The sequence below is a fragment of the Bradyrhizobium sp. ORS 278 genome (assembly GCF_000026145.1).
Lineage (GTDB): Bacteria > Pseudomonadota > Alphaproteobacteria > Rhizobiales > Xanthobacteraceae > Bradyrhizobium.
In genome coordinates this window covers 664,354-689,922 of the sequence record NC_009445.1, presented here as the reverse complement: position 1 = coordinate 689,922, position 25,569 = coordinate 664,354, and the positions used below count along the sequence as shown (strand labels likewise).

At 65.2% G+C, this 25,569-nt stretch carries 22 protein-coding genes and 1 tRNA gene; 13 read left to right on the top strand and 10 right to left on the bottom strand.

All coding sequences use genetic code 11. The features are described from left to right. Nucleotides 1–100: 100 nt before the first annotated feature. Together BRADO_RS03115 and BRADO_RS03110 are read right to left on the bottom strand one after the other, a co-directional pair. A tRNA-Arg gene (locus BRADO_RS03115) sits at nt 101–177 on the bottom strand. Between the two features lie 129 nt (nt 178–306). Beyond that, on the bottom strand, nt 307–1,335 hold the full coding sequence (locus BRADO_RS03110) for a lipoprotein (protein ID WP_041756052.1): 1,029 nt from the start codon (nt 1,333–1,335) through the stop codon (nt 307–309). A gap of 261 nt (nt 1,336–1,596) precedes the next feature. On the opposite strand from BRADO_RS03110, the gene BRADO_RS03105 reads away from it, so the two are divergent. The 4 genes from BRADO_RS03105 (at nt 1,597) to BRADO_RS03090 (ending at nt 5,505) form a co-directional block, all read left to right on the top strand. Continuing rightward, the gene (locus BRADO_RS03105; protein ID WP_083794816.1) at nt 1,597–2,760 is read left to right on the top strand and encodes an RTX toxin; all 1,164 of its coding nucleotides are present in this window, start codon (nt 1,597–1,599) and stop codon (nt 2,758–2,760) included. Nucleotides 2,761–2,998: 238 nt separating this feature from the next. Further along, nucleotides 2,999–3,922, top strand: coding sequence for a spermidine synthase (locus BRADO_RS03100; RefSeq protein WP_011923854.1), 924 nt, complete (start codon nt 2,999–3,001; stop codon nt 3,920–3,922). Continuing rightward, the gene (locus BRADO_RS03095; RefSeq protein WP_011923853.1) at nt 3,919–4,536 is read left to right on the top strand and encodes a fused MFS/spermidine synthase; all 618 of its coding nucleotides are present in this window, start codon (nt 3,919–3,921) and stop codon (nt 4,534–4,536) included. Before BRADO_RS03100 ends, BRADO_RS03095 begins: the two co-directional genes overlap by 4 nt. Before the next feature lie 24 nt (nt 4,537–4,560). Then, a complete protein-coding gene (locus BRADO_RS03090; protein ID WP_041756051.1) occupies nt 4,561–5,505 on the top strand; it encodes a M28 family peptidase in 945 nt (314 codons plus the stop codon). A gap of 16 nt (nt 5,506–5,521) precedes the next feature. On the opposite strand, the gene BRADO_RS03085 is transcribed toward BRADO_RS03090, so the two are convergent. After that, complete coding sequence (locus tag BRADO_RS03085) at nt 5,522–7,645, bottom strand: NAD(P)/FAD-dependent oxidoreductase (protein WP_011923851.1); 2,124 nt, start codon at nt 7,643–7,645, stop codon at nt 5,522–5,524. Nucleotides 7,646–8,039: 394 nt separating this feature from the next. On the opposite strand from BRADO_RS03085, the gene BRADO_RS03080 reads away from it, so the two are divergent. The 3 genes from BRADO_RS03080 (at nt 8,040) to BRADO_RS03070 (ending at nt 9,823) form a co-directional block, all read left to right on the top strand. Further along, on the top strand, nt 8,040–8,738 hold the full coding sequence (locus BRADO_RS03080; RefSeq protein WP_050780944.1) for a hypothetical protein: 699 nt from the start codon (nt 8,040–8,042) through the stop codon (nt 8,736–8,738). A 203-nt stretch (nt 8,739–8,941) separates the two neighbouring features. After that, nucleotides 8,942–9,523 carry a YidB family protein gene (locus BRADO_RS03075; protein ID WP_011923849.1) on the top strand — a complete coding sequence of 194 codons (582 nt, stop codon included), beginning with the start codon at nt 8,942–8,944 and terminating at the stop codon, nt 9,521–9,523. A 33-nt stretch (nt 9,524–9,556) separates the two neighbouring features. Continuing rightward, entirely contained in the window at nt 9,557–9,823 is a 267-nt protein-coding gene (locus BRADO_RS03070; protein ID WP_008963183.1) for a GlsB/YeaQ/YmgE family stress response membrane protein, read from the top strand. A 281-nt stretch (nt 9,824–10,104) separates the two neighbouring features. Here the strand turns inward: BRADO_RS03070 and BRADO_RS03065 are convergent, their stop codons facing one another. Continuing rightward, nucleotides 10,105–10,887, bottom strand: coding sequence for an SDR family NAD(P)-dependent oxidoreductase (locus BRADO_RS03065; protein ID WP_011923848.1), 783 nt, complete (start codon nt 10,885–10,887; stop codon nt 10,105–10,107). A gap of 244 nt (nt 10,888–11,131) precedes the next feature. On the opposite strand from BRADO_RS03065, the gene BRADO_RS03060 reads away from it, so the two are divergent. The 3 genes from BRADO_RS03060 (at nt 11,132) to BRADO_RS03050 (ending at nt 14,327) form a co-directional block, all read left to right on the top strand. Then, nucleotides 11,132–12,196: an acyl-CoA dehydrogenase family protein gene (locus BRADO_RS03060; RefSeq protein ID WP_011923847.1), complete on the top strand. Its 1,065-nt coding sequence runs from the start codon at nt 11,132–11,134 to the stop codon at nt 12,194–12,196. Nucleotides 12,197–12,217: 21 nt separating this feature from the next. Further along, nucleotides 12,218–13,375 (top strand): acyl-CoA dehydrogenase family protein, encoded by a 1,158-nt coding sequence (locus tag BRADO_RS03055; protein WP_011923846.1) that lies wholly within the window; start codon nt 12,218–12,220, stop codon nt 13,373–13,375. Between the two features lie 145 nt (nt 13,376–13,520). Beyond that, nucleotides 13,521–14,327: an enoyl-CoA hydratase/isomerase family protein gene (locus tag BRADO_RS03050; RefSeq protein ID WP_011923845.1), complete on the top strand. Its 807-nt coding sequence runs from the start codon at nt 13,521–13,523 to the stop codon at nt 14,325–14,327. Nucleotides 14,328–14,414: 87 nt separating this feature from the next. On the opposite strand, the gene BRADO_RS03045 is transcribed toward BRADO_RS03050, so the two are convergent. Both BRADO_RS03045 and BRADO_RS03040 read right to left on the bottom strand, forming a co-directional pair. Continuing rightward, nucleotides 14,415–17,144, bottom strand: a complete 2,730-nt coding sequence (locus BRADO_RS03045; protein WP_011923844.1) for a TIR domain-containing protein — start codon at nt 17,142–17,144, stop codon at nt 14,415–14,417. Then, complete coding sequence (locus BRADO_RS03040; protein ID WP_011923843.1) at nt 17,141–17,686, bottom strand: hypothetical protein; 546 nt, start codon at nt 17,684–17,686, stop codon at nt 17,141–17,143. The genes BRADO_RS03045 and BRADO_RS03040 overlap by 4 nt, the downstream gene beginning before the upstream one ends. Before the next feature lie 88 nt (nt 17,687–17,774). Here BRADO_RS03040 and BRADO_RS03035 point away from each other — a divergent pair, with 88 nt between their 5' ends. Next, the gene (locus BRADO_RS03035; protein ID WP_041756048.1) at nt 17,775–18,224 is read left to right on the top strand and encodes a hypothetical protein; all 450 of its coding nucleotides are present in this window, start codon (nt 17,775–17,777) and stop codon (nt 18,222–18,224) included. Between the two features lie 94 nt (nt 18,225–18,318). Here BRADO_RS03035 and BRADO_RS03030 read toward each other — a convergent pair whose 3' ends face one another. The 3 genes from BRADO_RS03030 to BRADO_RS03020 form a co-directional block, all read right to left on the bottom strand. After that, the gene (locus BRADO_RS03030; RefSeq protein WP_011923841.1) at nt 18,319–19,104 is read right to left on the bottom strand and encodes a hypothetical protein; all 786 of its coding nucleotides are present in this window, start codon (nt 19,102–19,104) and stop codon (nt 18,319–18,321) included. Between the two features lie 179 nt (nt 19,105–19,283). Then, complete coding sequence (locus tag BRADO_RS03025; protein WP_011923840.1) at nt 19,284–20,075, bottom strand: enoyl-CoA hydratase; 792 nt, start codon at nt 20,073–20,075, stop codon at nt 19,284–19,286. A gap of 172 nt (nt 20,076–20,247) precedes the next feature. Beyond that, nucleotides 20,248–21,471 carry an ABC transporter substrate-binding protein gene (locus BRADO_RS03020; RefSeq protein WP_050780943.1) on the bottom strand — a complete coding sequence of 408 codons (1,224 nt, stop codon included), beginning with the start codon at nt 21,469–21,471 and terminating at the stop codon, nt 20,248–20,250. Nucleotides 21,472–21,628: 157 nt separating this feature from the next. Here BRADO_RS03020 and BRADO_RS03015 point away from each other — a divergent pair, with 157 nt between their 5' ends. Further along, entirely contained in the window at nt 21,629–22,444 is an 816-nt protein-coding gene (locus tag BRADO_RS03015; RefSeq protein ID WP_157872502.1) for a thermonuclease family protein, read from the top strand. A 49-nt stretch (nt 22,445–22,493) separates the two neighbouring features. Further along, on the top strand, nt 22,494–23,960 hold the full coding sequence (locus BRADO_RS03010; protein WP_011923837.1) for a M48 family metalloprotease: 1,467 nt from the start codon (nt 22,494–22,496) through the stop codon (nt 23,958–23,960). A gap of 401 nt (nt 23,961–24,361) precedes the next feature. On the opposite strand, the gene BRADO_RS03005 is transcribed toward BRADO_RS03010, so the two are convergent. Then, the gene (locus tag BRADO_RS03005) at nt 24,362–25,195 is read right to left on the bottom strand and encodes a CarD family transcriptional regulator (RefSeq protein ID WP_083794815.1); all 834 of its coding nucleotides are present in this window, start codon (nt 25,193–25,195) and stop codon (nt 24,362–24,364) included. Nucleotides 25,196–25,569: the final 374 nt, after the last annotated feature.

Here is a 25,569-nt window from a genome sequence, read left to right as displayed (position 1 = left end):
ATCACCCCTGAGCGCTCCACCCGATCCCCGATCGGGCGAGAATGACGCGCACGTCGCAGTTTGATCTGGAGAGGTCTGCGCACATGATGCTGCGGCAGAATGGCGATCCCGGCATGACTCGAACATGCGACCTACGGTTTAGGAAACCGCCGCTCTATCCAGCTGAGCTACGGGACCGGAGCCTGCACCGACGTGCATCTGCTTCGCCGTCTCCATAGCAGACCCGGCCCGCGACCGGAAGCCTCCAAGGCCCTCGCAGTAAGACCCTCGCAATAGGGCGGGCGCAAGCATGGCCGGCTTGAGCGATCAAGGCGGCGCGTCACATCCGGGAACATCGAACAGCGCCTTCAGCCCGCACGACGAGGTGAACATCTTGTCGCCGCTGTGGCCGACACCGGGGACGTCCCAGAGCCGATGGTTGGGGGTGCCGCCATCGCGCGCGGCCATGATCGTCGCGTAGGAATGGCCGCGCACGTAGCGGGTCGGCCCCTGCGTCTCGGCCATGCAGCTCTTGTCCAGAGCGGGGTGGTTCGGATCGGTATCGCGGGTGCCGAGCAGGTAGATCACGCGGCGGGCGACATAGGTCTGCTCGAGCTCGGCCGAGGTCGGCGTCGCCAGATAGGCCGGCCGGTCGGCCATGCCGTATTTCCAGCCGTTGTAGCCCGGACAGGCCGCGGCGATCGCGGTCTCGGGCCGGTCGGCGGTGAAATAGGCGTAGGACGAGGGATTGGCGACGACATAGCGCACGGCGATCTGGCGCTGCGTCAGCATCGCCTCGCCACGGCCGGCAATCGCATAGCGCTGCACCACCTGGCCGCCGCCGGAATGACCGGCGATGACGACCTCGCTCAGAGCGGGGAACAGCGCGCGATCTGCGAGGCGCGTGAGGATCGCGTCCAGGGCCTCAAACGAGCTGACCGGCTGAGGACCGGTCGCCGCATCGCCGCCCTGCCAACCCTCGAGAGTCCAGCGCAGGGTGTCCTGCGGCAGCCGATTCGCCTCGACATCGAGCTCGGCGAGAAATTGCGGGGCGATCAGCAACGTCGTTGTGCCCGCCGGACCGGCGGCATCGCGGGCCTTGATCGCGGTCTTGTAATAGACGTCGGCATTGCGCAGCCGGCCGTGCAGAACCAGCACGGCCCGCGTGATGTCGGGCTGCGGCTGGGTCCATGGCCGGGACACGTAAAGCGGCAGAACGCCGCGATCGCCGAGGGCGATCCGCTCGTCGGCCACGACGGCCACCGGCCGCCGGTTCGGCGCAGACTCGCCTTGAGCCCAGACCAGTCCGCCGATCACTGCAAACCAGGCGACCAGCGCCCCCTTCAACGCGGCCATGGCTCCCCCGGACCGATGCGGCGACCCCATTGTCGTCCGGGATCCAGCATAGAGCGACCGGCGCGGCAACAGAAGAACGCGGCGGTCCGCGATCACAGCTCCGTTGGCGGGGACTTTTGACGATCCGCCAGGCGGGCGATGAGTCTCGCGGAGCGAATAGGCCGCCGAGCCGGATGGGGTCGCGTGATTTGCGTCACATCTCCCGGGAACCGCCAGGATCATGGTTCGCGCCGTGATCTGAGAGGACAAAAGAGGCGCGCCATGCCCGTGATGCTTGCGGATATCGAGGTCAGCAGCAGCCAGGACCACCCGACAGCCGACACCGGGCCCAGCCCGGACGGCACCGCCGAGATCGGTCCGATCGTGATCGGCAGCGGTGGCGCCGAATCGGCCTCCGGCGGAAGCGCGGTGCAAATTGCCGAGATCGCCGTCAACCTGTCCGATCCCGGCACCGGGAGCCCATCGGAAGATACGGCCGGCGACCTGCATCCCAATCCCTATGGCAGCGATGGCAGCGACGAGCATCCTTATAGCGGCGGCGACGCTGGCGGCGTGTGCAGCGCCGGAGACCTGCACGACAATCCCTATGGCAATCCGGACCAGGGTGGCGAGGAGCTGCCGGCCAATCCTTACGGCGAAGGCGGCGGCACCGACAATGCGCCGGAGTTGCCGCCCAACCCCTATGGTGACGAAGGCGGCGACCTGCATCCGAGCCCCTATGAAGGCGATGGCGGCCAGGGCGGAGGAAATGGCGGCACTGGCGACGGCGGCAGCAATGGCGGTGGCGGCGGCGATTCCGGAGGCGAAGGCGGCGGCGGCGAAGGCGGCGGGGGCGAAGGTGGGGGCGGTGGTGAGGGCACGCCTGACCCGGACGGGACCGGCGAGAGCGGCGAAGGCGGTCATCTCGGAGCCGGCGGCCACGCCGGTGGTCATGACGGCGCAGGCCTTGCCGGAGGTGAAGCCGGGCTGTCCGGCGACGTCATCGGTCACTTCGGCGGCGAATCCCACGGCGAGGGCACCGGCCCGCTGCACGATCCTGGCGAGGAGCGGCCAAATCCGGACGACAGCGGCGCTGGCGGTCCGGCGGGCGCTTCGGGCCATCTGCAGGAGAACGGCTTCTGGGCGCAGGCGGCGTCGGCCGCGCAGGGCACAGCCGCGGGCGATCAGATCAGCGCTGCCGAGATCAGCCATCTCGATGTGACCGCTTTCCAGGTGGCGCATGCGGGCGCGATCGAGGACCCGGCCGGCGCCCATGACGGCAGCCATGATGGGCTGCTCGACGATGTCGCGCACGGCACGATGCATGCGGATGTGCTCGGTCACGACGCCGCGGCCGGCTTCGCCCACGCCGATCTCGGCTCCGCCGCCTTGCATTCCGCCGCCGAGCTGGCCGGCGGCCATTTCGCCAACCAGATGCACATCTGACCGGCTGTGATCGCCGCGGAACATCGCGATCACAGCCCCGTTGGCGGGGGCGGTTTGACTATCCGGCAGGCGGGCGATGGTCTAAGAGAACGGCGCCGATGCGGAACCGGCCTCGGGATTGCCGTATTGGTCGTGCCTGAGCGCGGCTCGTGATCGAGGGACCCCCGTCCCGCGCCACGGAGCCGCCGAGCCGGGCGCGCTCGCTCCATTTTTCAAGCCGAGGGAAACAGACGGTTCAATGCTTATCCGGTCGGTCATTTCAGGCGCACTCGCAGGTCTTCTCTCGCTCTCCGCCGCGCAGGCCCAGGACACCCGCAATCTGCTGGAGTCCAAGGAATCGCTCTACAACAACATCTATGTGTACGAGCAGGCGCCCTATCGCAGCATGACGTTCGGTCATAACCGGCGCATCTATACCGAAAGCGTCTACAACACCCGTGACGAGCTCGATTTGCCGGTCGACTATACCCGCTTCATGACCACGAGCGTGATGTACGCCAAAAACGTCAGTTCGATTTTGGAGATCGGCTTCGGCGGCGGCCGCACCGCATGGTACCTCCACCGCTTCCTGCCCAAGGTGCAGGTCACCTCGGTGGAGCTCGACCCGACCGTGCTGGAGCTCGCCAAGAAATATTTCGGCATCAAGGAGGAGCCGAACTTCCACGTCGCCAACCGCGACGGAAGGCTGTTCGTGCAGGAATCCAAGGATCGCTACGACATCATCCTGATCGATGCCTATCGCGGCCCGTTCGTGCCGTTCCATCTGCTGACCAAGGAGTTCTATCAGCTGGTCAAGGACCATCTCGCCGAGGGCGGCGTGGTGGCGCAGAATGTCGAGCCGTCGACGATGCTGTTCGACGCCGCGGTCAAGACGATCCACAGCGTGTTCCCGCAGGTCGACTTCTACGAGGCCGGCGGCAACATCGTGATGGTCGCCTATCCCGGCGACGAGCGGAAGCCCGAGGATCTCGCTGCGGTCGCGCAGGAGCGCGACAAGGAGTTCGGCTTCCGCTACAAGCTCGCCGACATGCTGGCGCAGCGCAAGCGCATCGACATTGACAACGGCCAGGTAATCGACGCCAAGGCCAAGGTGTTGACCGACGACTTCGCGCCGGTCGAGGCGCTGAAGAGCATCGAGCGCCACAACAAGAAGCTGCCATGAGCGAGCACGTGTCCCGCGCGGGCGTGCTGGCGATCTACGTCTGCTCGTTCCTGGTCGGCTGCGTGCTGATGGGCTTCGAGATGCTCGGCAGCCGCTACCTCAATCCGTATTTCGGCAGCGGCATCGGCGCCTGGGCGAGCCTGATCTCGACCGTGCTGTGCGCGCTCGCCATCGGCTATTTCGCCGGCAGCGCCATCGTCGACCGCAGGCCTTCCACGCGCACCATCGGCACCATGATCCTGGTCGCCGCCGCCTACATGGCGCTGGTGCCGGCGACCGCCGATGCAGTCATGGCCGACATTCTCGACACCATCGGTGATGGTCCAACGGCGACGCTGATGGCCTCGACGGCGCTGCTCCTGGTGCCGCTGACCCTGCTCGGCACGTTCTCGCCGATCGCCGTCAGCCTGCTGACACGCTCGGCCGACGAAGCAGGCCGCGTGGCGGGCCTCGTCTATGGTGTGTCGACCATCGGCAACGTTGTCGGCACGCTGGTCACCACCTTCTCCCTGATCCCGACCATCGGCTCGCGCGCGATAACTTATTACTTTGCTGTTGTGCTGGCAGCCTGCGCCGGCATCCTTTTCATCCCGTTCGGCAAGAAGACGCCCTGACACTCACTGTGAAGAGCTTTGCGGATGACTGAGTTCTGGCCCCGCGTCGCCGCCACCGCGGCGACGGCCGTGTTGCTGATGACATCGCTCCCCGCGCAGGCCGCCGAGCCACAGATCGAGCTCTGGGATGGCCAGCGCGCGATGGCCGTGATCGCGGATCTGCTGCAGTTCACGCCGCGGTCGATGGGCGAGCCGGGACACCAGAAGACCATCGACTACATCAAGGCGGCGATGGCCAAGAGCGCGGCCGAGGCGGTGCTGACGCAGAGCTTCACCGCCAAGGGCGACGACGGCAAGGCGATCCCGCTCACCAACATCATCGCCCGCTTCCAGGTGCAGAACCCGCGCCGCATCATCGTCGCCACGCATTACGACAGCATCATCAGGGCCTATCGCGATCCCAAATCGCCCGACGCGCCGATGCCCGGCGCGAACAACTCGGCCTCCGCCGTGGCGCTCCTGCTGGAGACCGCGCGCGTGCTATCGCTGTCGGCGAAGCCGGATGTCGGCATCGACTTCATCTTCTTCGACGGCGAGGAGGGACCGAAATCGCTCGGCGCCGGCGATCCGACCTGGCGCGCGCTGGGATCGCCCTATTTCGCGGCCAATCTCAAGACCTATTACCCGACGCGCAAGCCGGAGAAGGCGGTCGATTTCGACATGGTCTGCGACAAGGACCTCAAGCTGCAGCCGGAGCTGTCGTCGCTGCATTCGGCGCTGCCGGAGGTCAAGAAGTTCTGGAGCATCGGCAGCCAGATCGCCCCGCAGGCCTTCTCGCCAGAACCGACGTCCTACCCGATCAGCGATGACCACACCGCCCTTCAGCAGGCCGGCATTCCGAGCTTCCTGGTCATCGACTTTGACTACGAGCCCTATTTCAACACGACGCAGGACACGATCGAGCAGTGCTCGTCGCAGAGCCTGGAGGCGGTCGGCCGCACGTTGCTGCGCTACCTCTACGCGCCCTGAGCGGCACTGCGCCCGCTCAGGCCAACGCCAGCTCGGGCTGGGGTCGCGGAGCCGTCACCGCCTTGCGCGACAGCAGACCCGGCACCAGCGCCTCGGCCGCTTCGGCACCCGAGATCACCACGGCCTCGACGCCCGCCCCGGCATTGCCGCCACCGGCGATGACGAGATTGCGCAGCGGCGCCTTGGCGCCCTTCATCCGACCCGAGCGCGCGACGCCATAGATCGAGCCGGCGCTGGCGAGGTCGTAGCGCGAATAGGTGACGGGACTGGCGTCGGTCCGATAGACGATGTGCTGCGACAGGCCGGGAATGGCGGCCTCGGCCGCCGCGACCATGGCGTCGCCGAGCTGCTGCTTGCGCGCGTCATAGTCCGGCGAGCGCCGCCACGCCTTGTAGTCGTCGCCGCCCTCCTCGGGAAACCAGCTCTTGGCCTGCTCGTGCGGAACGAGGGTGATGATCGTCATCGTCGCATGCCCCTCCGGCGCCGCCGACGGATCGAGCTTCGACATCACAGCCAGCCCCACTCCCATCGGCGCATCGAGATGCGTGGCCGGGGCGATGTCGGGCACGAAGTCGAGACCGAGATGCACCGAGAAACAGGATGTGGCCGGCGCGATCGTCGCAGCGCGGTCGCGGAACGCCGCCGGCAGATCCGCGGGGCTCAAGAGCTCGGTGAATGTCCGGCCGAGATCGGCATTGGACACCACGGCGTGGGCGCGGATCTTGCGGCCATTGCCGAGCTCGACGCCGGCTGCGCGGTCCTGCTCGACCAGAATGCGCGCGACCTTCGACTTCAACACCACCTCGCCGCCACGTGCAGTGATGGCATCCGTCAGAACGTCGGCCAGGTGGCCCGAGCCACCGACGGGATAGAAGCCGCCCTTGAAATAGTAGCCGAAGATCGGAACCATCTGGGCGCAGCTGAGCGTCTCGCTGCGGTCGCCGAGATAGCCGGACAGCGCGTTCAGATACGCAATCAGCTCGGGATCGGAGACGTGCGCCGCGACGAGCTCGTCGAACGGCTTGTTCATCCAGCGGAACGCCTGCGGATGCTTGCGCGGAAAGGCCAGCAATTCCTCGATCGTATCCGGCATGCCGGGAATGCCGCTGCGGCCCTCGCCGGTCGCGTACATGCTCTCGAAGATCGCGTGGATGGTATCGAACAGCTTCACCAGCCCGTCCGCGCTGGCCGGAAACATCTCGCTGAGCAGCCGGACATAGGCGCGCCAATCCTCGGGCACGTCGATGCTACGGCCGGCGAGACGGTAGGAATGAGTGACGCGCTTCCATTCAATGCGATCGGCAACGCCGAGCCTGTGCAGCACGCTGTCGACCGGACCGCCCGGCCAGACGCCGGAGAAATCATGCGGCCCGGCATCGAAGCGGTAGAGCACCGGCTTGTTGTCGTGATGCGCCTTGCGCAGATAGCTGTGGCAGAAGCCGCCGGGCACGACGTGGTGATCAAACACCTTCACCTTGAGCCCGGACTCGGCGAGCAGCGCCGCCGCCGTGAGGCCGCCGATGCCCGCCCCGATCACCGCGACGTCGCAATCCGTGCTCTCGCGGGTCGAGAAGGCCGGCGCTGGCCAATGATAGTCCTCACGCGCCGCCCGCATCCGCTGGATGGCCTGGCTGATGGCGAAACGCGGACCGAAGATCGAGATCAGCGCGCCGCCGACGACGATGGCAGTCGTGATCCAGGACGACACGCCGGCCCAGCGGCACAGGCCAAGCACCAGGAACAGCACGCCCCATAGGCCGGTCATCATCATGTTGATCAGCTGGAACTGCGGCGTCGCGGCGCTGTCGGCGTAGCTGGCACGGGAATAGTCCGCGGTCCAGGGACGGCCGACCGTCAGCGAGGCGAAGCTGATCAGCGCGAGACCCACGAACGACAGCCACAGCGTATTCGCCGCGGTCCAGTTCGGAGCGACATCGTTGGCAATGGCGAGGAGCACGAACAGCGCCAGGCCCCCGAGTTCGAGAACCGCAAGCTCGGTGCGGTAGGCGCGCCACAGATTGCCCAGCAGCGACAGGGCCAAGGCCGACCAGATGGCCCAGGCGGGCTGCTGCCAGCCCAGCAAGACCCACAGGACGATGAACGGCAGCAGCGCCAGCTTGACGATGAGGAATACTTTCATACCAGCCTCCTCGCGCCCCGCGGCGCACATATCTTTCCAATGTCAAGATCAGCATAGGAGCACACCCGGGTCCCGTCAATCATAATCTTTCCAACGTCAAGATTAGATTCATCAACCCTTGCGGGATGAAGATGGTAAAATGATGCTAGATAGAAATCGTTGGCCACAGGCTATCGTCGGGACGCCACAGCAAGGTGCGATTCGCGTACCCGGCACTGCTTCGACTGGCTCAACTGTGGCAGCGAAATCACGGAACCGCGGCAGGCAAACAAGAAAGCCGCAAATTACGCAGCATTGGAGTCACACCCCGCCCCAAAATGGCGACAATCTGCGGTCATCTGAGGCAGTGAGACGCTGAGGATTGCCGTTCGTGTATCGACCCCAACTGCCAATAATGGTCTTTGCTGCAATCAGCTGCTTGTCCGCGACGCAACCTCAACGCGTGCATGCGGAGTGGTGGAGTCGGTCGCCTGCCGATTTCGAGGAGTGCGCCGACGCCGCAGAGAAATCCGCGACGAAGGAAGAGAAGACCGCGGCAATGGCGCAGTGTAACGCGAAATTTGCCGGGAGACGGAAGCCGGGCGGTGGCTACGTCTACTACGATTTCATGCAGGATCGCAGCTTCGATATCGCGGGCCCCAACCCGACGCCGGACGAGCAGAAGTTCATCGATCAGCAATATACGCAATACCTTGAACGCCAGCGTCACTCCAACATGAGCGCGGCGATGATGCCGCGGCCGCAGCCGCAGGGACTGCAGCCGACCTCGCTCAAGGACATGACCGCCCGCGCCGCGATCGAGCCGCCGAAGCCGGCGATGCCGGCTCCTCCTCCGCCACCGCGGCCGAGCAAGCCGCCGGCTGCGGCCCAGCAGCCCGCTCCCGCCCCGCCCGCGGCGACCGCCGAAGCGCGCGCCCGAATCAAGGCGGCGCAATGCGCCAAGGACGGCGGACGGCGCGACTCCTTCTCTTGCAATTTTCCGGTTCTGTCGGAAAAGCTCGACGACCTGAAGCGGATCTTCACGGGTCCGAGCCAGACCGCAACGGCACCTTCCGCCGTGAAGCCGCCGAAGCGGGCTGACGCCAAGAACTGATGCCAAGACTTGATACCGAGAACTGCCGTCGGAAACTGACGCGGTCGGCGTTCGCCGAACCCACCTGCCCCTCTGCATTTGCCCTCTGCATTCATTCGCGCGTCATCTGACCCGTGCCACAAGGCGCGGCGCTCGGGCGCGCCGCTTGTCACGCCGCGTTCGAGCCCATAGCTTCACTCGGCGTGGGGCGCAGGAGGCAGGTCATGGGTCTACTCGATATCCTCAACGGCATGCAGAACGGTCCGCACGGCCCGTCTCATCCGACCACCCAGCAAAATGGCGGCATGTCGCCGATGACGATGGCGATCCTCGCGCTTCTGGCGTGGAAAGCCGTGAAGCACTTTTCGCAGAACGGTCAGCAGCCAAATGCGGCGCCGACCCCGGTTCCGCCGCCGCAGCCGACCAATCAGGGCGGCGGACTCGGTGGAGCGCTCGGCGGAGGACTGGGCAACATTCTCGCCGGCGGCCTCGGCGGGCTGCTTGCCGGCGGCGCGGCCGGAAGCGTGCTGTCCGGCGGGCTGGGTGATCTCCTGCACCAGTTCCAGGAGAAGGGCCATGGCGACGCGGCCAATTCCTGGGTCAGCCCCGGTGAGAACAAGCAGATCTCGCCCGGCGATCTCGCCAACGCGCTCGGGGCCGACCAGATCGATCAGCTCACGGCCCAGAGCGGCCTGTCGCGCGACGAGCTGCTGAGCGGGCTCAGCCAGTATCTGCCGAAAGTGATCGATCAGCTGACGCCGGACGGGCGGCTGCCGACCGAGCACGAGCTGGCCGGCCGGATCTGAGCGCCTCCGACACGTTGACGGGAAGGACGTTACATGTTGCACATTCTCATCGTCGGGCTGGTCGCCGGCTTTCTCGCACGATTGATATCACCCGGACCGAACAATCCTTCGGGCTTCATCCTGACCATCGTGCTCGGGGTGGTCGGGGCGTTCCTCGCGACTGCAGTCGGACAGGCGATCGGTCACTACAGTCCTGACGAAGGCGCAGGCTACGTCACCGCGACGCTTGGCGCAGTGGTCGTTCTGTTCATTTGGAACAGGCTGGTCGCAAGCGGCACGATTCGCGACTTCAATAGGTAGCAGCCGGCACTTCGTCGGTGCAATTGAAGCGGTGCAATCCAGAGTCTGGCTAGGCCCTGGATTGTTTCGCTACGCTCGCATTGACGCGGATGGATGGAGACCGCCGAGCAAATCACACCGTCGCTGCGGACACGCTGGACCGCGGCGCCTGGCAATCCTGCTCACTCTGGCTGACCATCGGCTTTCACCAAACCCACCCCGTCATTGCGAGCGCAGCGAATAATCCAGGGCCACGCAAAACGTGTAGACCGCGTCAGCGCCTGATCGCAGCGACGCCGGTCTCAGCCCAATAGATGCATCCCCGCATCCATGCGCACGACCTCACCGGTCATCTGGCCCGATGCGGGGCTTGCCAGGAAGACGACGAGCTGCGCGATGTCCTCGGCCGTCGACGCCGTGCGCAGCGGCACGCGGGCCACGACGGCATCGCGGACCTGCTTGGCACCGGCTTCGCCGCGCCCCTTGGTGAACCAGGGCGTGTCGATATAGCCGGGGCAGACGGTGTTGACGCGGATCGACGGCGCCAGCGCGCGCGACAGCGACAGGGTCATCGTGTTGAGCGCGCCCTTGCTCGCCGCATAGGCGACCGACGAGCCGATGCCGCTGATGCCCGCGACTGAGGAGACGTTGACGACGGCCGAGGCGCGCGCGGCCGCCTGGGCGGCGGCTTCGAGCAGCGGCCGCGCGGCGCGGATCATCTGGAATGGTCCGATCGTGTTGACGCCGAAGATGCGCTGAAAATCCTCCGCCGAGAGGCCGTCGAGCTGATCATGCGGCACATGCTTGGTGGTGCCGGCATTGTTGATCAGCACGTCGAGCCGCCCCCAGGGAGCGGCCGCCGCGACGATCTTCCTGCAATCCTCGTCGCGGGACACGTCCCCCTGCACGACGATCACCTCGACGCCTTCCTTTCGGCAGAGATCGGCGGTCTGCTCGGCTTCGGCTTTGCTGTTCGAATAGTTGACGACGATGCGCATGCCGGCCTTGGCCAGCAGCTGCGCCGTCGCGGCGCCCAGGCCGGACGCCGAACCCGTCACGATCGCGCACAGACCTTCCACCGCCATTGACCCTTCTCCCTGTTTGCCGGCTTGTCGTTCTCCGATGATTGCTTCTTAGCGAAGATCAGCGCGACTGCAAAATCCAGGCAATCTCCGCGCTGCGGAAATCGAGCCGGTCCATGCGGGGCGCGGACGGCGCCCTGCGATGGGCAGCGCTTGTCTTGCGGAGCGCTTGCGCTCATCATGCGCGCCAAAGCATCGCCCGCGCCGAGCGCCGGCGCGATGCAGAACAATCAGCACGAGGAACGCCGTGGCGGACGCTGAGAACATCGTGGTTGCGACCGCGGAGAAGATTTTCGCCGATCTCGCCGACCCGCAGACCATCAATCACGACAAGGACGGACGCTGGGCGGCGCCGCTGTGGCAGGCGCTGAGCGAGGCCGGCCTGCCGCTCGCCTGGGTCACCGAGGAGCTCGGCGGCGCCGGTACCGATCTCGCCGACGGCTTTGCCGTGATCAACTCCGCCGGGCGCTTCGGATTGGCCGTGCCGCTCGCCGAGACCCTGCTGGCCGGGTGGCTGCTGCAGCAAGGCGGGATCGCTTCGCCCGAGGGCGCGATGACGATCGCCCCCGCCCGGCCGAGGGACAGGATCACGATGAATGCCGACGGCACCTTATCGGGCCGCGCGCGCGGCGTGCCGTTTGCGAAGCACGCAAGACATGTCGCGGTCGTGGCGCATGGGGCAGACGGCGTCTGGATCGCGCTGGTCGAAGCAGCCAGGCTGCACATCGATGCAGGCCTGTCGCTGGCCAATGATCCGAGCGACACCATCACGTTCGATCACGTCGCGCCCGTCGCGATCCAGCGCGCGCCGGCCGGCTTCGATCAGGACCGCGTGATGCTGATGGGCGGCGTCGTGCGCGGGTTGCAGATCGCCGGCGCGCTGGATCGGCTGCTCGAGATCAGCGTGCGCTATGCCGGCGAGCGCGTCGCCTTCGAGAAGCCGATCGGCAAATTCCAGGCGGTGCAGCACAATCTCGCCCGCCTCGCTGGCGAGAGCGCGGCGGCAAGCGCGGCCGCGACTTCCGCTGCGGACGCGATCGCACGTGCCGATGGCTTCGACGACGCGATCTTCCTTGAAGCTGCCGCCGCCAAGATCCGCTGCGCGGAAGCCGCCGAGAAGGGGGCAGCGATCGCTCATCAGGTCCACGGCGCGATCGCCTTCACCACCGAGCACATCCTGCATCGCTTCTCCTTGCGCGCGCTTGCCTGGCGCGACGATTTCGGCTCCGAGAGCCATTGGGCCGTCGCCCTCGGCCAACGCGTCGCCGCCCGCGGCGCCGACGAATTGTGGCCGCTGGTCGCGTCACGCTGAGCTGCACGGAAAGGATAGCCCATGTCTGCGCTTCATTTCGATCCGATCCGTCTGCCGCCCGAATGCGAGGAGCTGCGCAAGGAGGTCCGTGCATTCCTGGCCGAGGAGGTTGCCGCCGGCACGTTCAATCCCTATCAGCCGCTACGCGAGGACGCCGACGCACGCGAATTCTCCAGGCGCGTTGGCGAGCGCGGCTGGATCGGCATGACCTGGCCGAAGAAATATGGCGGCCATGAGCGAACGTTCCTCGAGCGCTATGTCGTGACCGAGGAGATGCGCGTCGCCAATGCGCCGGTGCGGCGCTTCTTCGTCGCCGACCGCCAGAGCGGGCCGATCCTGCTGCGCTATGCTCCCGAACATATCAAGGCGGACATCCTGCCGCGCATCTGCCGCGGCGAGCTCTGCTTCGCGATCGGCATGAGCGAGCCGAACTCCGGCTCCGACCTGTTCGCCGCCAAGACGCGCGCGACGAAGACCGATGGCGGCTGGCTGATCAACGGCACCAAGATCTGGACCACGTCGGCGCACATGGCCGACTACATGATCGCGATCTTCCGGACGTCGCCGGCGACCAAGGAGAACCGCAGGCACGGCCTGACGCAGTTCCTGGTCAACATGAAGTCGCCGGGCATCAAGGTGAATCCGATTGGCCAGATCACCGGCCAGAAAGAGTTCAACGAGGTCGTCTTCACCGACGCTTTCGTGCCGGACGATCACCAGCTCGGGGAAATCGACGGCGCGTGGAAACAGGCCACCTCCGAGCTCGCCTATGAGCGCTCCGGGCCGGAGCGCTTCCTGGAAACCTACTACGTTCTGACCGAGCTGGTGCGCGCCGTCGGCCCCGATCCCGACACGCGCAGCGCCGAAGGCATCGGCCGCCTGGTGGCGCAGCTGCATGCGATGCGGCGCATGTCGGTCTCGGTCGCCGGCATGCTGCACGCCGGCAAGGAGCCGGTGGTCGAGGCGTCGATCGTCAAGGACGTCGGCACGGTGTGGGAGCAGCAGCTGCCGCACCGCGTGCGCGACCTCGCCGCCTTCGTCGAGGAGGACGCCGGCAACCGTGAGACGCTGGAGAATCAGCTGACTTTCGCGATCCGCACCGCGCCCAAGCTGACCATCCAGGGCGGCACGACCGAGGTGCTGCGCGGCATCATCGCGCGCGGGCTGGGGTTGCGTTAACGGCTGGCGAAACGCCTCGGCGTGCACAACTACGTGGCTCCGTCATCGCGAGCGCAGCGAAGCGATCCAGGGCCATTCGCACCAATCTGGATTGCTTCGCTGGGCTCGCGATGAGGTCGGAGAAGCAGAATGGGAGACCACCCACATGACTCACGTCCCTGACATCGGCGTCGAGATCCACGGCCATGTCGGCCTGATCGAGATCCGCCGGCCGCCGCTCAACTTCTTCGACATTTCATTGATCAACCAGATCGCCGACGCGCTCGAAGGCTTCGATCGCGACATCGCGATCCGCGCCTCGGTGCTTGCCGCGCAGGGCAAGGCGTTCTGCGCTGGCGCCAATTTCGGCGACCCGGCGCGGCAGGCGCAGGAGGCGGCCGCAGCGAAAGGTGACCCGGCCGACAGCCTCGGGCCGATCAACCATCTCTATATGCAGGCGGTACGCATCTTCCGCTGCAAGAAGCCTGTCGTCGCTGCCGTGCATGGCGCTGCGATTGGCGGCGGGCTGGGCTTGGCGGTGTCGGCTGACTTTCGCGTGACCTGTCCGGAAGCGCGGTTCTCCGCCAACTTCACCAAGCTCGGCTTCCATCCGGGCTTCGGACTGACGGTGACGCTGCCGGAGCTGGTCGGCAAGAACAACGCCGAGCTGATGTTCTACACCAGCCGCCGCGTCACCGGCGAGGAGGCCTACAAAATGGGCCTCGCCAATGAATGCGTGCCGCAGGACCAGGTGCGCGACGCAGCGATGAAGCTCGCCGCCGAGATTGCCGAATGCTCGCCGCTCGGCCTGCTCTCCACCCGCGCCACGATGCGCGCCGGCCTCGCCGACCGCGTCATGGCCGCCACCGAGCATGAGCTCGCCGAGCAGACGCGGCTACGCGCGACGGAGGATTTCAAGGAGGGCGTGAAGGCCACGGAAGAGCGGCGCTTCGCGAACTTCAAGGGGCGGTGAGTTTCCCTCGGATCGGTCACGAAGCTGGTATCGCATGGCACCGGGCAGCGGCGCATTCGGTAGACGTATGGACGAGGCCTAGCGAGACTAGCTGTTTGGATGCCGTCCGGCGAGTTCTCGCTGCGAAATGACGACAGGGGAATAGCGCAGAAGTTTTGAGCCGGACTTGCGACCGGATACAGCCGCGCTGGCCGGTTCAAATCCGTCCTCGCGGCTGAAGAAAGCTGCGAAGAATGATTCTCCAAAGCTTTGCGCATCGCTTTCGCTGATCTTGCAACGATGCCCAACGACTTCCGGAATACAAGCATCGCGGACGAGACGATCCGCAAGCGTCAGATATGCCAAGGCCAATGGGGATGCCGGCTTGCCTCCCTCGCAGCCGTTCAGAACCAGGAGTCGAACATCGCTCTTCCGCAAGGCCGCTGCCAGAACACTTGCCGACAGGATTTCGTCCCGAATCTGCAGGCCCGCATCCCCCATGTGGCCCGCAATATGGACAACCTGCTCCTGACAGCCGCGGAGCCTGGACAGTACGTCGTCAACGCCCGCACCCTCGTAAGTCACAACGAGCTCTGGGGGCCAGCCCAACTGATCGTAGGACGAACGCAACGCGTCTCTCAATCGGCGCACCTGGCCGGACGGATTGATATCCGGGCTGGGCAGAGACAGAAGAAGAGTAGCCGGCGGATTCGAATTGGACGCAATACCCTGGAAAATGCAGGATCTGGTGACGACGTCGTGCAGGCGCCAGCGGACCGGCCGACGGACCGCGAGCGGCTCGTCGTGTTCCGTTTCGCACGTCCACTCGACCGGCAACAGCATGAGCTTGTTGACCGCGGTCACGCATAGCGGGCGAGCGCTCATCAGGAGGTCTGGTAACTGCTGCCCGATCAGCCGACCCATGAGAATCATTTGATCCAAGGTCGAGTCGGGGCTGACGTCGATCAGAAAGCTATCGATCTGGCGATGATCTTCGTTCGCCACAGCCACGAACGGTGGCCATTGCAACAAATGACGTTCGTACAACCAATCATTCACGCGCTTGCGTCGTTCCTCCCGACGACCGGCAACCGTGATCAGCAGCAGCGCCACGATCTGACGTGCGCGTCTATGCTTCTCCGGATCTTCGGGCAGACGCAAGATGGGATCCAGCCATGCCGCTGCCGAGTCGTCGCCGATGATCGACTTGATTTCGCCTTCCGGGATCCCGGCAAGACGCAGGAGCGATAAGGTTCGCTCGACATTGTCGCGCCCGTCCTGCTTCAGCCATTCCTCGAGCTGTTCGCGCTGTTCATGGCGCAACGCCCAGCCGATTGAATCAGCCGAACTCTCAACGTCCGAGACGATCTTTTCCTCGACCTCCCGCTGCAGCCAGTCCGGACGACGGAAATTGTGGATGCTCGTGCCCGCCAAGGCGGGGAGCCTTGCCTTCAGGCCATCGAGCGAATAAGCGCGGAGCTCGATCAGACCTTGATCGCGAAGCTTCGTGCCCTGCGCCAGTTCCTCCATGCAGAACGCGCTGGCAGCGAAGTTCTCTTCGATCAGATAGACGACGATGTCTGCATCGTCGATGCGCTTGCGCAGTCCGCGCTCGATGTCCTCACCGCTCTCGAGCCGGCCGCCGCTCGTGCTGTCCTCGTTACGATATTGAAAGCAGCGCAGGTTCTGAAAACGGAAGATCCTGGCCAGTCGATCGGCGAGCTTGGCCGCGCCGCCGGATCCGGCAAAGCTGATGAAGACAGTGCCGCGCTCGGCGCGCTTCCAGTACTGCTCGAAGTATCTCTGGGCACTCGGACCAGTGCCTATCGTTTCCGCGCCGTTGCCCGTCAGGCTATTGAGAAACGAGAGAATTCGTCCCGTGGTATCGAAAATCTGGTGAGCCGCCTCGGCAGGGGTCGTCCAGAAAACGACCGGCTGCATCTTGGCGTCCAGCTTGATGCCGTCGAGAAAGCGTGGAAGCGAAATGGCGCTCGGATCGTGTTGCGCTTCGTTCTGGTAGATCAGGCGAGGTCTCCGTCCGCGGCTCGGGTCGATGAACTGCAGGAGTTCCTCGATCTCTCCACCGTTCAGCACGCGGCAGAGCCTGATTTGCGGAATCCCCGTGGCATGAATGTAGCTGAGCGCTTCGGAGGGCGTCCCCCGCGATCCGACGTCAACGATCAAAAGGTCGAACTCAAGGTTCAACAGGGCCCTTTCATTGCCCAGGTTGGAGGGCTGCAGCAGGGTACATTCGATATCGCTGTTCGCCTGCAGCAGGCTTTGAAGCTGCTGCCACTCCCCATCCCCCGTTCGCGGCGGCAGCAGCGCAACCGTCTGTTTGGAGAGATTCTGTCTCGGTCGCCAGCGACCGGCGCTCTGGAGGACTTTTCCTGCCGCCCTGTGTTCTTTGACGAGTGCTGAAAATTCCTTGATCCGCTCCTCAAGCCTGCATTGTGTGTCCTCGTTCCAGAATTTGTCCCACGGCTTTGGAAATGAGATCCGCTCGGATATCGAAGCGTCGAACTGGCCGCCCTCGGGCTCCGCGACAAGCCGCGGCAGACCCATGCGGACCGCGGTACGATATTCAAGCCACTGATACGCTGATTTTCTCGGTGTACTCGGCGCGATGGCGACGAAGCCGTCGCACTGGGACATCATCCACTCATTGAAGGCGATATCCATCGGCCGGATCGCGCCCTCGCCGGCGCTCGATGACTCGCGACCGGAGTCGATCCAGGCATGGAAGCCCTCCTCCCTGAGGAGCTTCCACAGACTTTCGTTGAAACGAAGATCCTCGATGTCGTAGCTGTGGGAAAAATATAGCCGGTGCATCTTCACACCAAGATTTTCCAGATCGTCCGGTCGCAGCGTACCAGTGGGCGCGGGCCGCCCTTGGCGACGGTCTGTGTCAGCGCGTCCAACGCTTGCTCGATCGTGGCAATAGATTCGTCGGGCCCGAGGCGCGTCCAGATCTGGTCGGCGGATAATCCTTCTTCTACATCTCGCAGCAGCAACAGGATCTTGATCTGAAGCGGGTCACGAACCTGCACATGGTGGCGGTAGATGTCGATCAGGAAGCTGACCACCTCCTTGGTCGCGATACCCAGGTTCAACAGGCTGGCATGGCCGCTGAAGAGGGCGCTCATCAGTTCGCCGAGCAGCTTGAGCGCGAGCTTCGTCGCGGACGCGTCGTCCTCGCTCCAGGCATAGAGTTCATTTTCGCCAAGGGGGTTGCGGACGATCGGGAGAGTCCTCTGCGACGGCGGCACGAGCGCCAATGCAACGCCTTCGGTCACTTCGGCCGCGCTGAGTCCAACCGGGAGCCATGGTTCGATCTCGTTCTGCAACTCGCTCAGGCTCATCTTGCGCTGATCGGTCATGTCCTGTCTCCTTCTCCATCGACCGCGGTTTCAATTCAGGCCAGACTTTGGTAGCTTCCCGGCCACTACTCTAGCGCAAGTAGAAGCGATGATGGAACCGGATTACATCGCGTTCGACGGATCCATGGCGAAGCGATACCGAAAGGTCAGCAGGGTCCTCGCCTTCCGTTCGGACGATGCGTTCTCTTTCCAGAAGCCGTGGGGAGTTCAGCAACTTCCGGAAGGAAGCTGGATTATCATACCCCTGAGCAACGGGCAGCCAACCGGGGATATCTATGGTTGCAATCGCGAGGCCTTCGTAGAGACGTACGGAACGGTCGATGGCGATCAGCCGAACATGTACGAAAAGCACGCGATCATTAGTGCCTATCAGGTGGGCAGACCATTCTTGCTACGGACCATCGTGGCCGGCTATGCGGAGACTGACCCAGCCATTGGCGGCCCTACGGATTGGCTGGTGCAGAACCCCGGCGGCGAAATCTATGCGGTGGCCGACATCGTCTTTCGCGCGACCTATCGCGAGCTGGGGCCGGATTGATTGACCGGCCGTTTGATTGAACAGTCGTTTGATCGACCGGCCGTGGACGCTCTGTCTCGGCCAAGGCAGCGGCCTGCGCTCGGCCGTATAGGCGTCACATCATCAGCTGGAACGCGACACCTCCGACCGTGAAAACATCGTTGGCGACCGCATGGCCGCGGGCGCGGGCGGCTCCGATCACGCGCGCCGCGTCGGCGACGCGGAAGGTCAGGCCGCTCATCAGTTCACGCTCGCCGCGCTCGACGCGAATACGGGCGTTCGGCAGCACGAGCTCTTGGGCGCACTCCTCGGCTCCCTTTTGGCAGCCTTCGGCGCACTGCGTCGGAGCGTGATCAAGGATCCGCCCCCAATGCGCCGCGAGCGAGGCCGGCTCCGGGCTTTCCAGCACCACCTCGGTCAGCGCCGTCGTCACATCGCGGCGGATCGCGCGCGTCCAGTCCGGACCCGCCGGCGGATACGGCCCCAGCACGTCGTCGCTGCCCGTGGTGTGGTTGAGCTCGATGAACGCCGCGCGGCAGTCGCGGGGATGCAGCTGCACGCCGTGATAGGGCGGATGATTGATGATGTTGGCGGTGCGCACGCCCATCGCATTCGCAACGGCTGCGCGGCCGTCAGGATCATCGCAGGCGAAGATCGCCATGTAGCCGCCGCGGCCGCCGGTCTTGTCGAGAAAACGTCCTGCCGCCGTGCCTTCGCGCTTTGGCGCGACGACCTCGAGCAGGATCGGCCCGACCGGCAGCAGCGCGTTCTCCAGGCCGTCTTTGCCGACATGCGGATCGCGGTAGCAGATCTCCAGGCCCATGATCGCGGCGATGTCGGAGACGACCGGCTCGAGCGCCGGGGCGACCAGGCAGACCTGGCGCAAATGGAGGTAAGGCATGGGAATCCTGTTTGCTGTATCGCCAGTTCACGCCAACCAACGGCCTCTCTGGCGTCATTGCGAGCGCAGCGACTTGTCCGCCGGACCTCGCAGAGCGAAGACGGAAGCTATCCAGAGCTGACACAATCACCCTGGATTGCTTCGTCGCTTCGCTCCTCGCAATGACGGAAAGTGTGGTGCTAATGCCCCTTGAACACGGGCACGCGCTTCTCGACGAAGGCTCGCGCAGCCTCCTTGTGATCCTCGGTGTCGCTGCAGCGCGAGTGGTGCACGGCTTCGGCATCGAAGCAGGCTTCCAGGGTCATCGTCTCGGCATTGTTGATGTTGCGCTTGATGTAGCCGAGCGTGACGCTCGGGCCTTGAGCCAGCGACATCGCGAGCTCGCGCGCGGCGGCCTCGACCTCGGCGTCGGGCACCACCTTCGTCACCATGCCCAGCGCCAGGGCTTCGCGCGCGGAGAGGATCGGCGAGGTCAGGTACAGCTCGCGCGCCTTGGCGCTGCCGAGCAGCTGGGTGAGGAAGTAGGTGCCGCCGAAATCGCCTGACAGTCCCACCTTGGCGAAGGCCGTCGTGATCTTGGCGGATTCGCCGGCGACGCGGAGATCGCAGGCGAGTGCGATCGACAGTCCGGCGCCGGCCGCGGCGCCATCGATCTGCGCGACGACCGGCTTCCGCATCTGGTGCAAGAGCCGGGACACCTCCATGCGCTCGCGCAAGGTCGTCGCCTTGGTCTCGAACGACGGAGCCGTCTTGGCCTCGGCCATCGCCTTGACGTCGCCGCCGACGCAGAACGTGCCGCCGGCGCCCTTGAGCAGCACGGCGCGCACGTCCGGATCGTTGGCCGCGCGCTGCGCCGCCTCGACCAGGCCTTTGGTCATGTCGCTGTTCAGCGCATTGCGCCGCTCGGGGCGGTTCATCGTGATCGTGAGCAGGCCGGCATCGAGGTGCTGCAGGACGGCGGTGTTGGTCATGGCTGATGCTCCGATATCCGAGTTGTGGACCCGTCATTCCGGGGCGACGCGTCAGCGTCGAACCCGGAATCCCGAGATGATGGACTCATGTCGAGGCTCCGGGTTCAACGCTGGCGCGTTGCCCCGGAACGACGGAAGCCGTGGGCGGACCCGCTCCACGGCCGTCCAAAGGTCATTTCTTCACCAGCGGACAACGCGACAACTCCAGCGACTGGAACGCCTCGTTGCCTGGCACGGTCGCGAGCAGCTTGTAGTCGTCGGATTTGCCCTTGGACTCCGACGGCTTCTTCACCTCGAACAGATACATGTCGTGCACCATCCGGCCGTCCTCGCGGATCCGCCCGCCCTTCGCGAACATGTCGTTGATCGGGGTCGCGCGCATCAGCTTCATGACGGCGTCGGGATCGGTGGTGCCCGCGGCCTTCACGGCCTGGAGATAGTGCGTCACCGAGGAATACACGCCGGCCTGCGCAGAGGTCGGCACGCGCCTGGTGCGCTCCATGAAACGCTTGGTGAAGGCGCGGGTGTCGTCGTTGAGATCCCAATAAAACGCTTCCGCCACCAGGAGCCCCTGCGCCGTCTCCAGCCCGACGCTGTCGATGTCGGAGACGAAGGCGAGCAGCGGCGACAGCTTCTGGCCGCTCTTGCTGATGCCGAACTCCGCCGCCTGCTTGATCGCGTTGATGGTGTCGCCGCCGGCATTGGCGAGCCCGATCACCTTGGCCTTGGAGGCCTGGGCCTGCAGCAGGAATGAGGAGAAGTCCGAGGTGTTGAGCGGATGGCGCACGCTGCCGAGCACCTTGCCGCCCGACTTCACCACCACCGCGCTGGTGTCCTTCTCGAGGTCCTGGCCGAACGCGTAGTCGGCGGTGAGGAAGAACCAGCTGTCGAGGCCGGACTTCACGGCCGCGAGGCCGGTGACGTTGGCCTGCGCAAACGTGTCGAAGACGTAGTGCACGGTGTACGGGCCGCAGGCCTCGTTGGAGAGGCGCACAGAGCCCGGGCCGTTGAAGATGATGATCTTGTTACGCGCCTTGGCGATCTCGCCGGCGGCGAGCGCGGTGGCCGAGGCCGCGACGTCCCAGATCATCTCGACGCCCTGATTGTCGAGCATGTCGCGCGCGATGTTGGCGGCGAGATCGGCCTTGTTGAGATGGTCGGCCGCGATCACCTCGATCTTGCGTCCCAGCACCTCGCCGCCGAAATCCTCGACCGCCATCTTCGCCGCGGCCTCGCTGCCGGGGCCCGTGATGTCGGCGTAGAGGCTCGACATGTCGAGAATGCCGCCGATCTTCAGCGGCGGCTTGCTCTGCGCCAGCGCCGCGGTGGCCGACAGCGTCAGCGCCGCGGCCAGCACGATCAATGACGCTGCCGCGCCGCGAATGGATCTGCTCATCGATATCCTCCCAGCCGGGCACGCCGCTGCGTGGCGACGGCCTCGTTGATAGTTGACATCATGGCGCAGGCCCACGCATGCGGCAAGCGCCTAACAAAGCGCTCGGATGCCGCTGTTTTCCGCTCAGTGGAACGCAAATTTCGTGCGATGATGCGGCATGGCGCGTGCACGCATGATGATCTGCAGACCAAGGCTCGCCGGCGTGACGCCGGTTGCGACGGCCATCGCGGCATCGGCCGTCGTGGTCGTGACGGCATCGACGGGCCTTGGCGCTCCCTGCACGTTCGCCGAGCTTGGCGACGGTCATGTCAGCGAGATCGTCGATGCGCGCAGCGTGCGCCTGAGCGATGGCCGCGAGATCCGGCTCGCCGGCATCGAGGCGCCAGCGCCCGAGCATCGCGCGGCGGCGACGGACGCGCTCGTCGCGCTGCTGCGCGACCGCGACATCGTGCTGCGCGGCGACGATGACGCACCGGACCGCTACGGCCGGCAGCGCGCCTTCGCCTTCGTCGCCGGTGCCGACCAATCCGCCCAGAGCGAACTGCTGCGGCAGGGCGCCGTGCTCCGCGGCATCGACCTGCCTGACCGCGACTGCGCCCTCAGCCTGGCTGCGGCGGAGACCGAGGCGCGGGCTGCGCGACGGGGGCTCTGGAATATGGGGACCGTCATAAAAAACGCTGAAAGTCCAGACGATATTTTGGCTGGCGTAGGGCTATTTACGGTTGTCGAAGGGAAGGTGTTGTCCGTACGACAGGCAGGGACAACGACCTATCTGAACTTCGCTCGTAACTGGACACGGGGCTTCGCTGTGATTATTCCAAAGCGTATGATGGCGGTATTGGAAGGTGCCGGCATCGACGTCAAATCACTTGCGAATCGGCAGGTTCGGGTGCGCGGTTGGATTGAAGCGCATGCGGGTCCGAGGCTGGAACTGACGCAGAGCGCGCAGATTGAGATTTTGAGCGGCAATTGACCGCTGAGGGTACGTGAGTAGCGACGTGGACCTGTCTGTTCGAAGGCGCATGTTGGTAGTGAACTGCGGTTCGCGGATCGCACCGGCGTTGCTGTGCCTGGGGCTCGCGCTGGCCGGTTGCAGCGACATGGGCAAGTTGCAGCAGGCGACGGCGCCAATGCCGACGCCGCGGCCCAAGCCGGCGATCGTACAGACCACGCCAGCGAGCGACCGCGAGCATGAACGCATCCTTGCAACTTACGGCGGTGCCTATGAGGATCCCCAGCTCGAGGCGCTGATCGGCCGGATCGTCGATCGGCTGGTGGCCGTGTCGGACAGGCCGGACCAGGGCTACAAGGTCACCATCCTCAACTCCGGCGCAGTGAACGCCTTCGCGCTGCCGACCGGCCAGCTCTACGTCACGCGCGGCCTGATCGCGCTCGCTAACGACACCTCCGAGCTCTCCTCGGTGCTGAGCCACGAGATGGCGCATGTGCTGGCCCGCCACGCCGCGATCCGCGAGGATCAGGCGCGCCAGGCCGCGGTGGTCACCCGCGTCGTGTCCGATATGGGCAACGATCCGGATCTCACCGCACTGGCGCTGGCCAAGACCAAGCTGACGATGGCGAGCTTCTCGCGCACGCAGGAGTTCGAGGCCGACGGCATCGGCGTCGGGATCTCCGCCAAGGCGAAGTTCGATCCCTATGGCGCGGCGCGGTTCCTGACCTCGATGGAACGCAACGCCGAGCTGAAGGCCGGTAAGGTCGCAATCGACCCGCGGGCGCAGGACTTCCTGTCGTCGCACCCGGCCACGCCCGAGCGCGTCCAGAACGCCGCGGCGATCGCCAAGCAATACGTCTCGGCGGACGCCAAGGAGCACGACCGCGAAACCTATCTCGCCGCGGTCGACAACATCGTCTATGGCGAGGACCCGAGCGAGGGCTTCGTGCGCGGCCGCCGCTTCCTGCATCCGAAGCTCGGCTTCACGTTCCAGGCGCCGGAGAACTTCACGCTCGACAACACCGCCCAGGCGGTGATCGGCGTCCGCGAGGGCGGCGCCCAGGCGATGCGCTTCGACGTGGTGCGTGTGCCGGCTCAGCAGACGCTGGGCGACTATCTCAATTCCGGCTGGATGGAGAACGTCGACAGATCGTCGACCGAGGAGCTGACAATCAACGGCTTCCCGGCGGCCTCCACCAGCGCCAGCGGCGATCCCTGGCAGTTCAAGGTCTACGCGCTGCGGGTCGGCAGCGACGTCTACCGCTTCATCTTCGCCTCGCGCCAGAAGACCACCGAGAGCGAGCGCAATGCGCGGGAGACGGTGAACTCGTTCCGCCGGCTCAGCCTGGAGGAGATCCAGTCGGCCCGGCCGCTGCGCATCAAGGTCATCACCGTGCAGCCCGGCGACACCGTCGAGTCCCTCGCCCACCGCATGACCGGCGTCGACCGCCCGATCGAGCGCTTCCGCGTCCTCAACGGCCTCGACGCCCGCGCCCAGGTCAAGGTCCGCGATCGCGTGAAGATCGTGGTGGAGTGAGCGCCGTCGCTACGTCTCGCGATCATGCTCCGCGTCCAACTATCAGATGCATGGCACTGACCATGCGCAATCGACAGGTGTCGTCCCGGCCTTGAGCCGGGACCCATAACCACCGCTTTCCGTTGCTGAGCCTGCTGGAGCGTCCACCTCCCGCAACCACGACATTCTGTGGTTATGGGTCCCGGCGTTCGCCGGGACGACAATGGAGCGCTTGGCACCAGCGCGCGCCCCAGCCATCGCTGAGAGGCCAGAGCCGTCGTGGAGGCGAGCACGAGGGCAGCGAGCCCGGAGGCTGTACCGATCGTGCGGACGGCCGGCAGACAGACTGGCACCAAACAAAAAGCCCGACCTCGCGGCCGGGCTTTCGTAAGCAACTAATTGGAAAACGAGCTAGCGATCGATCAGGCAGCCTCATCCGCCACGGCGGTGTCGTCGCCGTCGATATCGTCGGCATCACTCTCGGCGTCGGCATCGCCCTCGGCGACAGCGTCGGCTTCGGTCTTGGCGCCGCGGCGCGGGCTCTTGGCGAGCTGCGTTTCGATCTCCTTGACGGCTTCGGTCTCGGTCGAGTGCTGCACGACCGCGATCTCGCGCGACAGGCGATCCAGCGCGGCTTCATACAGCTGACGTTCGCTGTAGGACTGCTCCGGCTGCGACTCCGAGCGATACAGGTCGCGCACGACCTCGGCGATCGCGACGATGTCGCCCGAATTGATCTTCGCTTCGTACTCCTGGGCGCGGCGCGACCACATCGTGCGCTTCACGCGGGCGCGGCCCTTCAGCGTCTCCAGTGCCTTCTTGACCAGCGCCGGGTCGGACAGCTTGCGCATGCCGACATTGGCGACCTTGGCGGTCGGCACGCGCAACGTCATCTTGTCCTTGATGAAGTTGATGACGAACAGCTCGAGCTTGGCGCCCGCGATCTCCTGCTCCTCGATGGCCAGGATCTGGCCGACGCCGTGAGCGGGGTAGACGACGAATTCGTTGGTCTTGAAGCCCTGGCGCTGAGTCGGCAATTTCTTCTCCTCGACGCGCGGCGCGGCCGCAGCGGGGGCAGCCGGCTTGGCGGCAACGGGGGGCTTGGCGGCAGCAGGGGCAGCAGCAGGAACGGCCGTCTTGGTGGCCTTGGGCGCAGCGGCAGCCTTGGCCGGGGCGGCCTTGGCAACCGAGTCCTTTGCAAGAGTGGTCTTCGCGGCGGATGCTTTCGCGGCAGTCTTGGCAGTCTTTTCAGGCATTGCGCTTCTTTTGTTCTTGGTGGACTTGGCAGCCGAGGCCTTTGCGGCAGCCCGAATCTCCTTTACAGGAGCCCGGGCACGGCCCTTGGAAACGCTGCGGCTGGCCGCGGCGGCTTTTTTTGTACTCTTGGAAGCACTCTTTTTACGCGTTTTCTGTGACACAGCCTGCGCGCGGAACTGCCACGCCCCTGTTTGATGTTGCGGGAACCTAAAAGGGCGGCCAAAAAAGTATACGCATGGCCGGGTTCGGCTCTGAGAATGTGCCATATATAGCACATTTCCCGCAAAAATCAATGATTTAGAGGCTCCAAGGGCGGTATTGTGACGGCTCCGCGAAGTTAGGGTTAAGTGACGCGTGCCAGAATCGTACACAT

Bases quoted from the DNA above. Each gene is read 5' to 3' on its own strand.
- BRADO_RS03110 (WP_041756052.1), bottom strand. From the start codon at position 1,335: ATGGCCGCGTTGAAGGGGGCGCTGGTCGCCTGGTTTGCAGTGATCGGC.
- BRADO_RS03105 (WP_083794816.1), top strand. From the start codon at position 1,597: ATGCCCGTGATGCTTGCGGATATCGAGGTCAGCAGCAGCCAGGACCAC.
- BRADO_RS03100 (WP_011923854.1), top strand. From the start codon at position 2,999: ATGCTTATCCGGTCGGTCATTTCAGGCGCACTCGCAGGTCTTCTCTCG.
- BRADO_RS03095 (WP_011923853.1), top strand. From the start codon at position 3,919: ATGAGCGAGCACGTGTCCCGCGCGGGCGTGCTGGCGATCTACGTCTGC.
- BRADO_RS03090 (WP_041756051.1), top strand. From the start codon at position 4,561: ATGACTGAGTTCTGGCCCCGCGTCGCCGCCACCGCGGCGACGGCCGTG.
- BRADO_RS03085 (WP_011923851.1), bottom strand. From the start codon at position 7,645: ATGAAAGTATTCCTCATCGTCAAGCTGGCGCTGCTGCCGTTCATCGTC.
- BRADO_RS03080 (WP_050780944.1), top strand. From the start codon at position 8,040: ATGGTCTTTGCTGCAATCAGCTGCTTGTCCGCGACGCAACCTCAACGC.
- BRADO_RS03075 (WP_011923849.1), top strand. From the start codon at position 8,942: ATGGGTCTACTCGATATCCTCAACGGCATGCAGAACGGTCCGCACGGC.
- BRADO_RS03070 (WP_008963183.1), top strand. From the start codon at position 9,557: ATGTTGCACATTCTCATCGTCGGGCTGGTCGCCGGCTTTCTCGCACGA.
- BRADO_RS03065 (WP_011923848.1), bottom strand. From the start codon at position 10,887: ATGGCGGTGGAAGGTCTGTGCGCGATCGTGACGGGTTCGGCGTCCGGC.
- BRADO_RS03055 (WP_011923846.1), top strand. From the start codon at position 12,218: ATGTCTGCGCTTCATTTCGATCCGATCCGTCTGCCGCCCGAATGCGAG.
- BRADO_RS03050 (WP_011923845.1), top strand. From the start codon at position 13,521: ATGACTCACGTCCCTGACATCGGCGTCGAGATCCACGGCCATGTCGGC.
- BRADO_RS03040 (WP_011923843.1), bottom strand. From the start codon at position 17,686: ATGACCGATCAGCGCAAGATGAGCCTGAGCGAGTTGCAGAACGAGATC.
- BRADO_RS03035 (WP_041756048.1), top strand. From the start codon at position 17,775: ATGATGGAACCGGATTACATCGCGTTCGACGGATCCATGGCGAAGCGA.
- BRADO_RS03030 (WP_011923841.1), bottom strand. From the start codon at position 19,104: ATGCCTTACCTCCATTTGCGCCAGGTCTGCCTGGTCGCCCCGGCGCTC.
- BRADO_RS03025 (WP_011923840.1), bottom strand. From the start codon at position 20,075: ATGACCAACACCGCCGTCCTGCAGCACCTCGATGCCGGCCTGCTCACG.
- BRADO_RS03020 (WP_050780943.1), bottom strand. From the start codon at position 21,471: ATGAGCAGATCCATTCGCGGCGCGGCAGCGTCATTGATCGTGCTGGCC.
- BRADO_RS03015 (WP_157872502.1), top strand. From the start codon at position 21,629: ATGGCGCGTGCACGCATGATGATCTGCAGACCAAGGCTCGCCGGCGTG.
- BRADO_RS03010 (WP_011923837.1), top strand. From the start codon at position 22,494: ATGTTGGTAGTGAACTGCGGTTCGCGGATCGCACCGGCGTTGCTGTGC.
- BRADO_RS03005 (WP_083794815.1), bottom strand. From the start codon at position 25,195: ATGCCTGAAAAGACTGCCAAGACTGCCGCGAAAGCATCCGCCGCGAAG.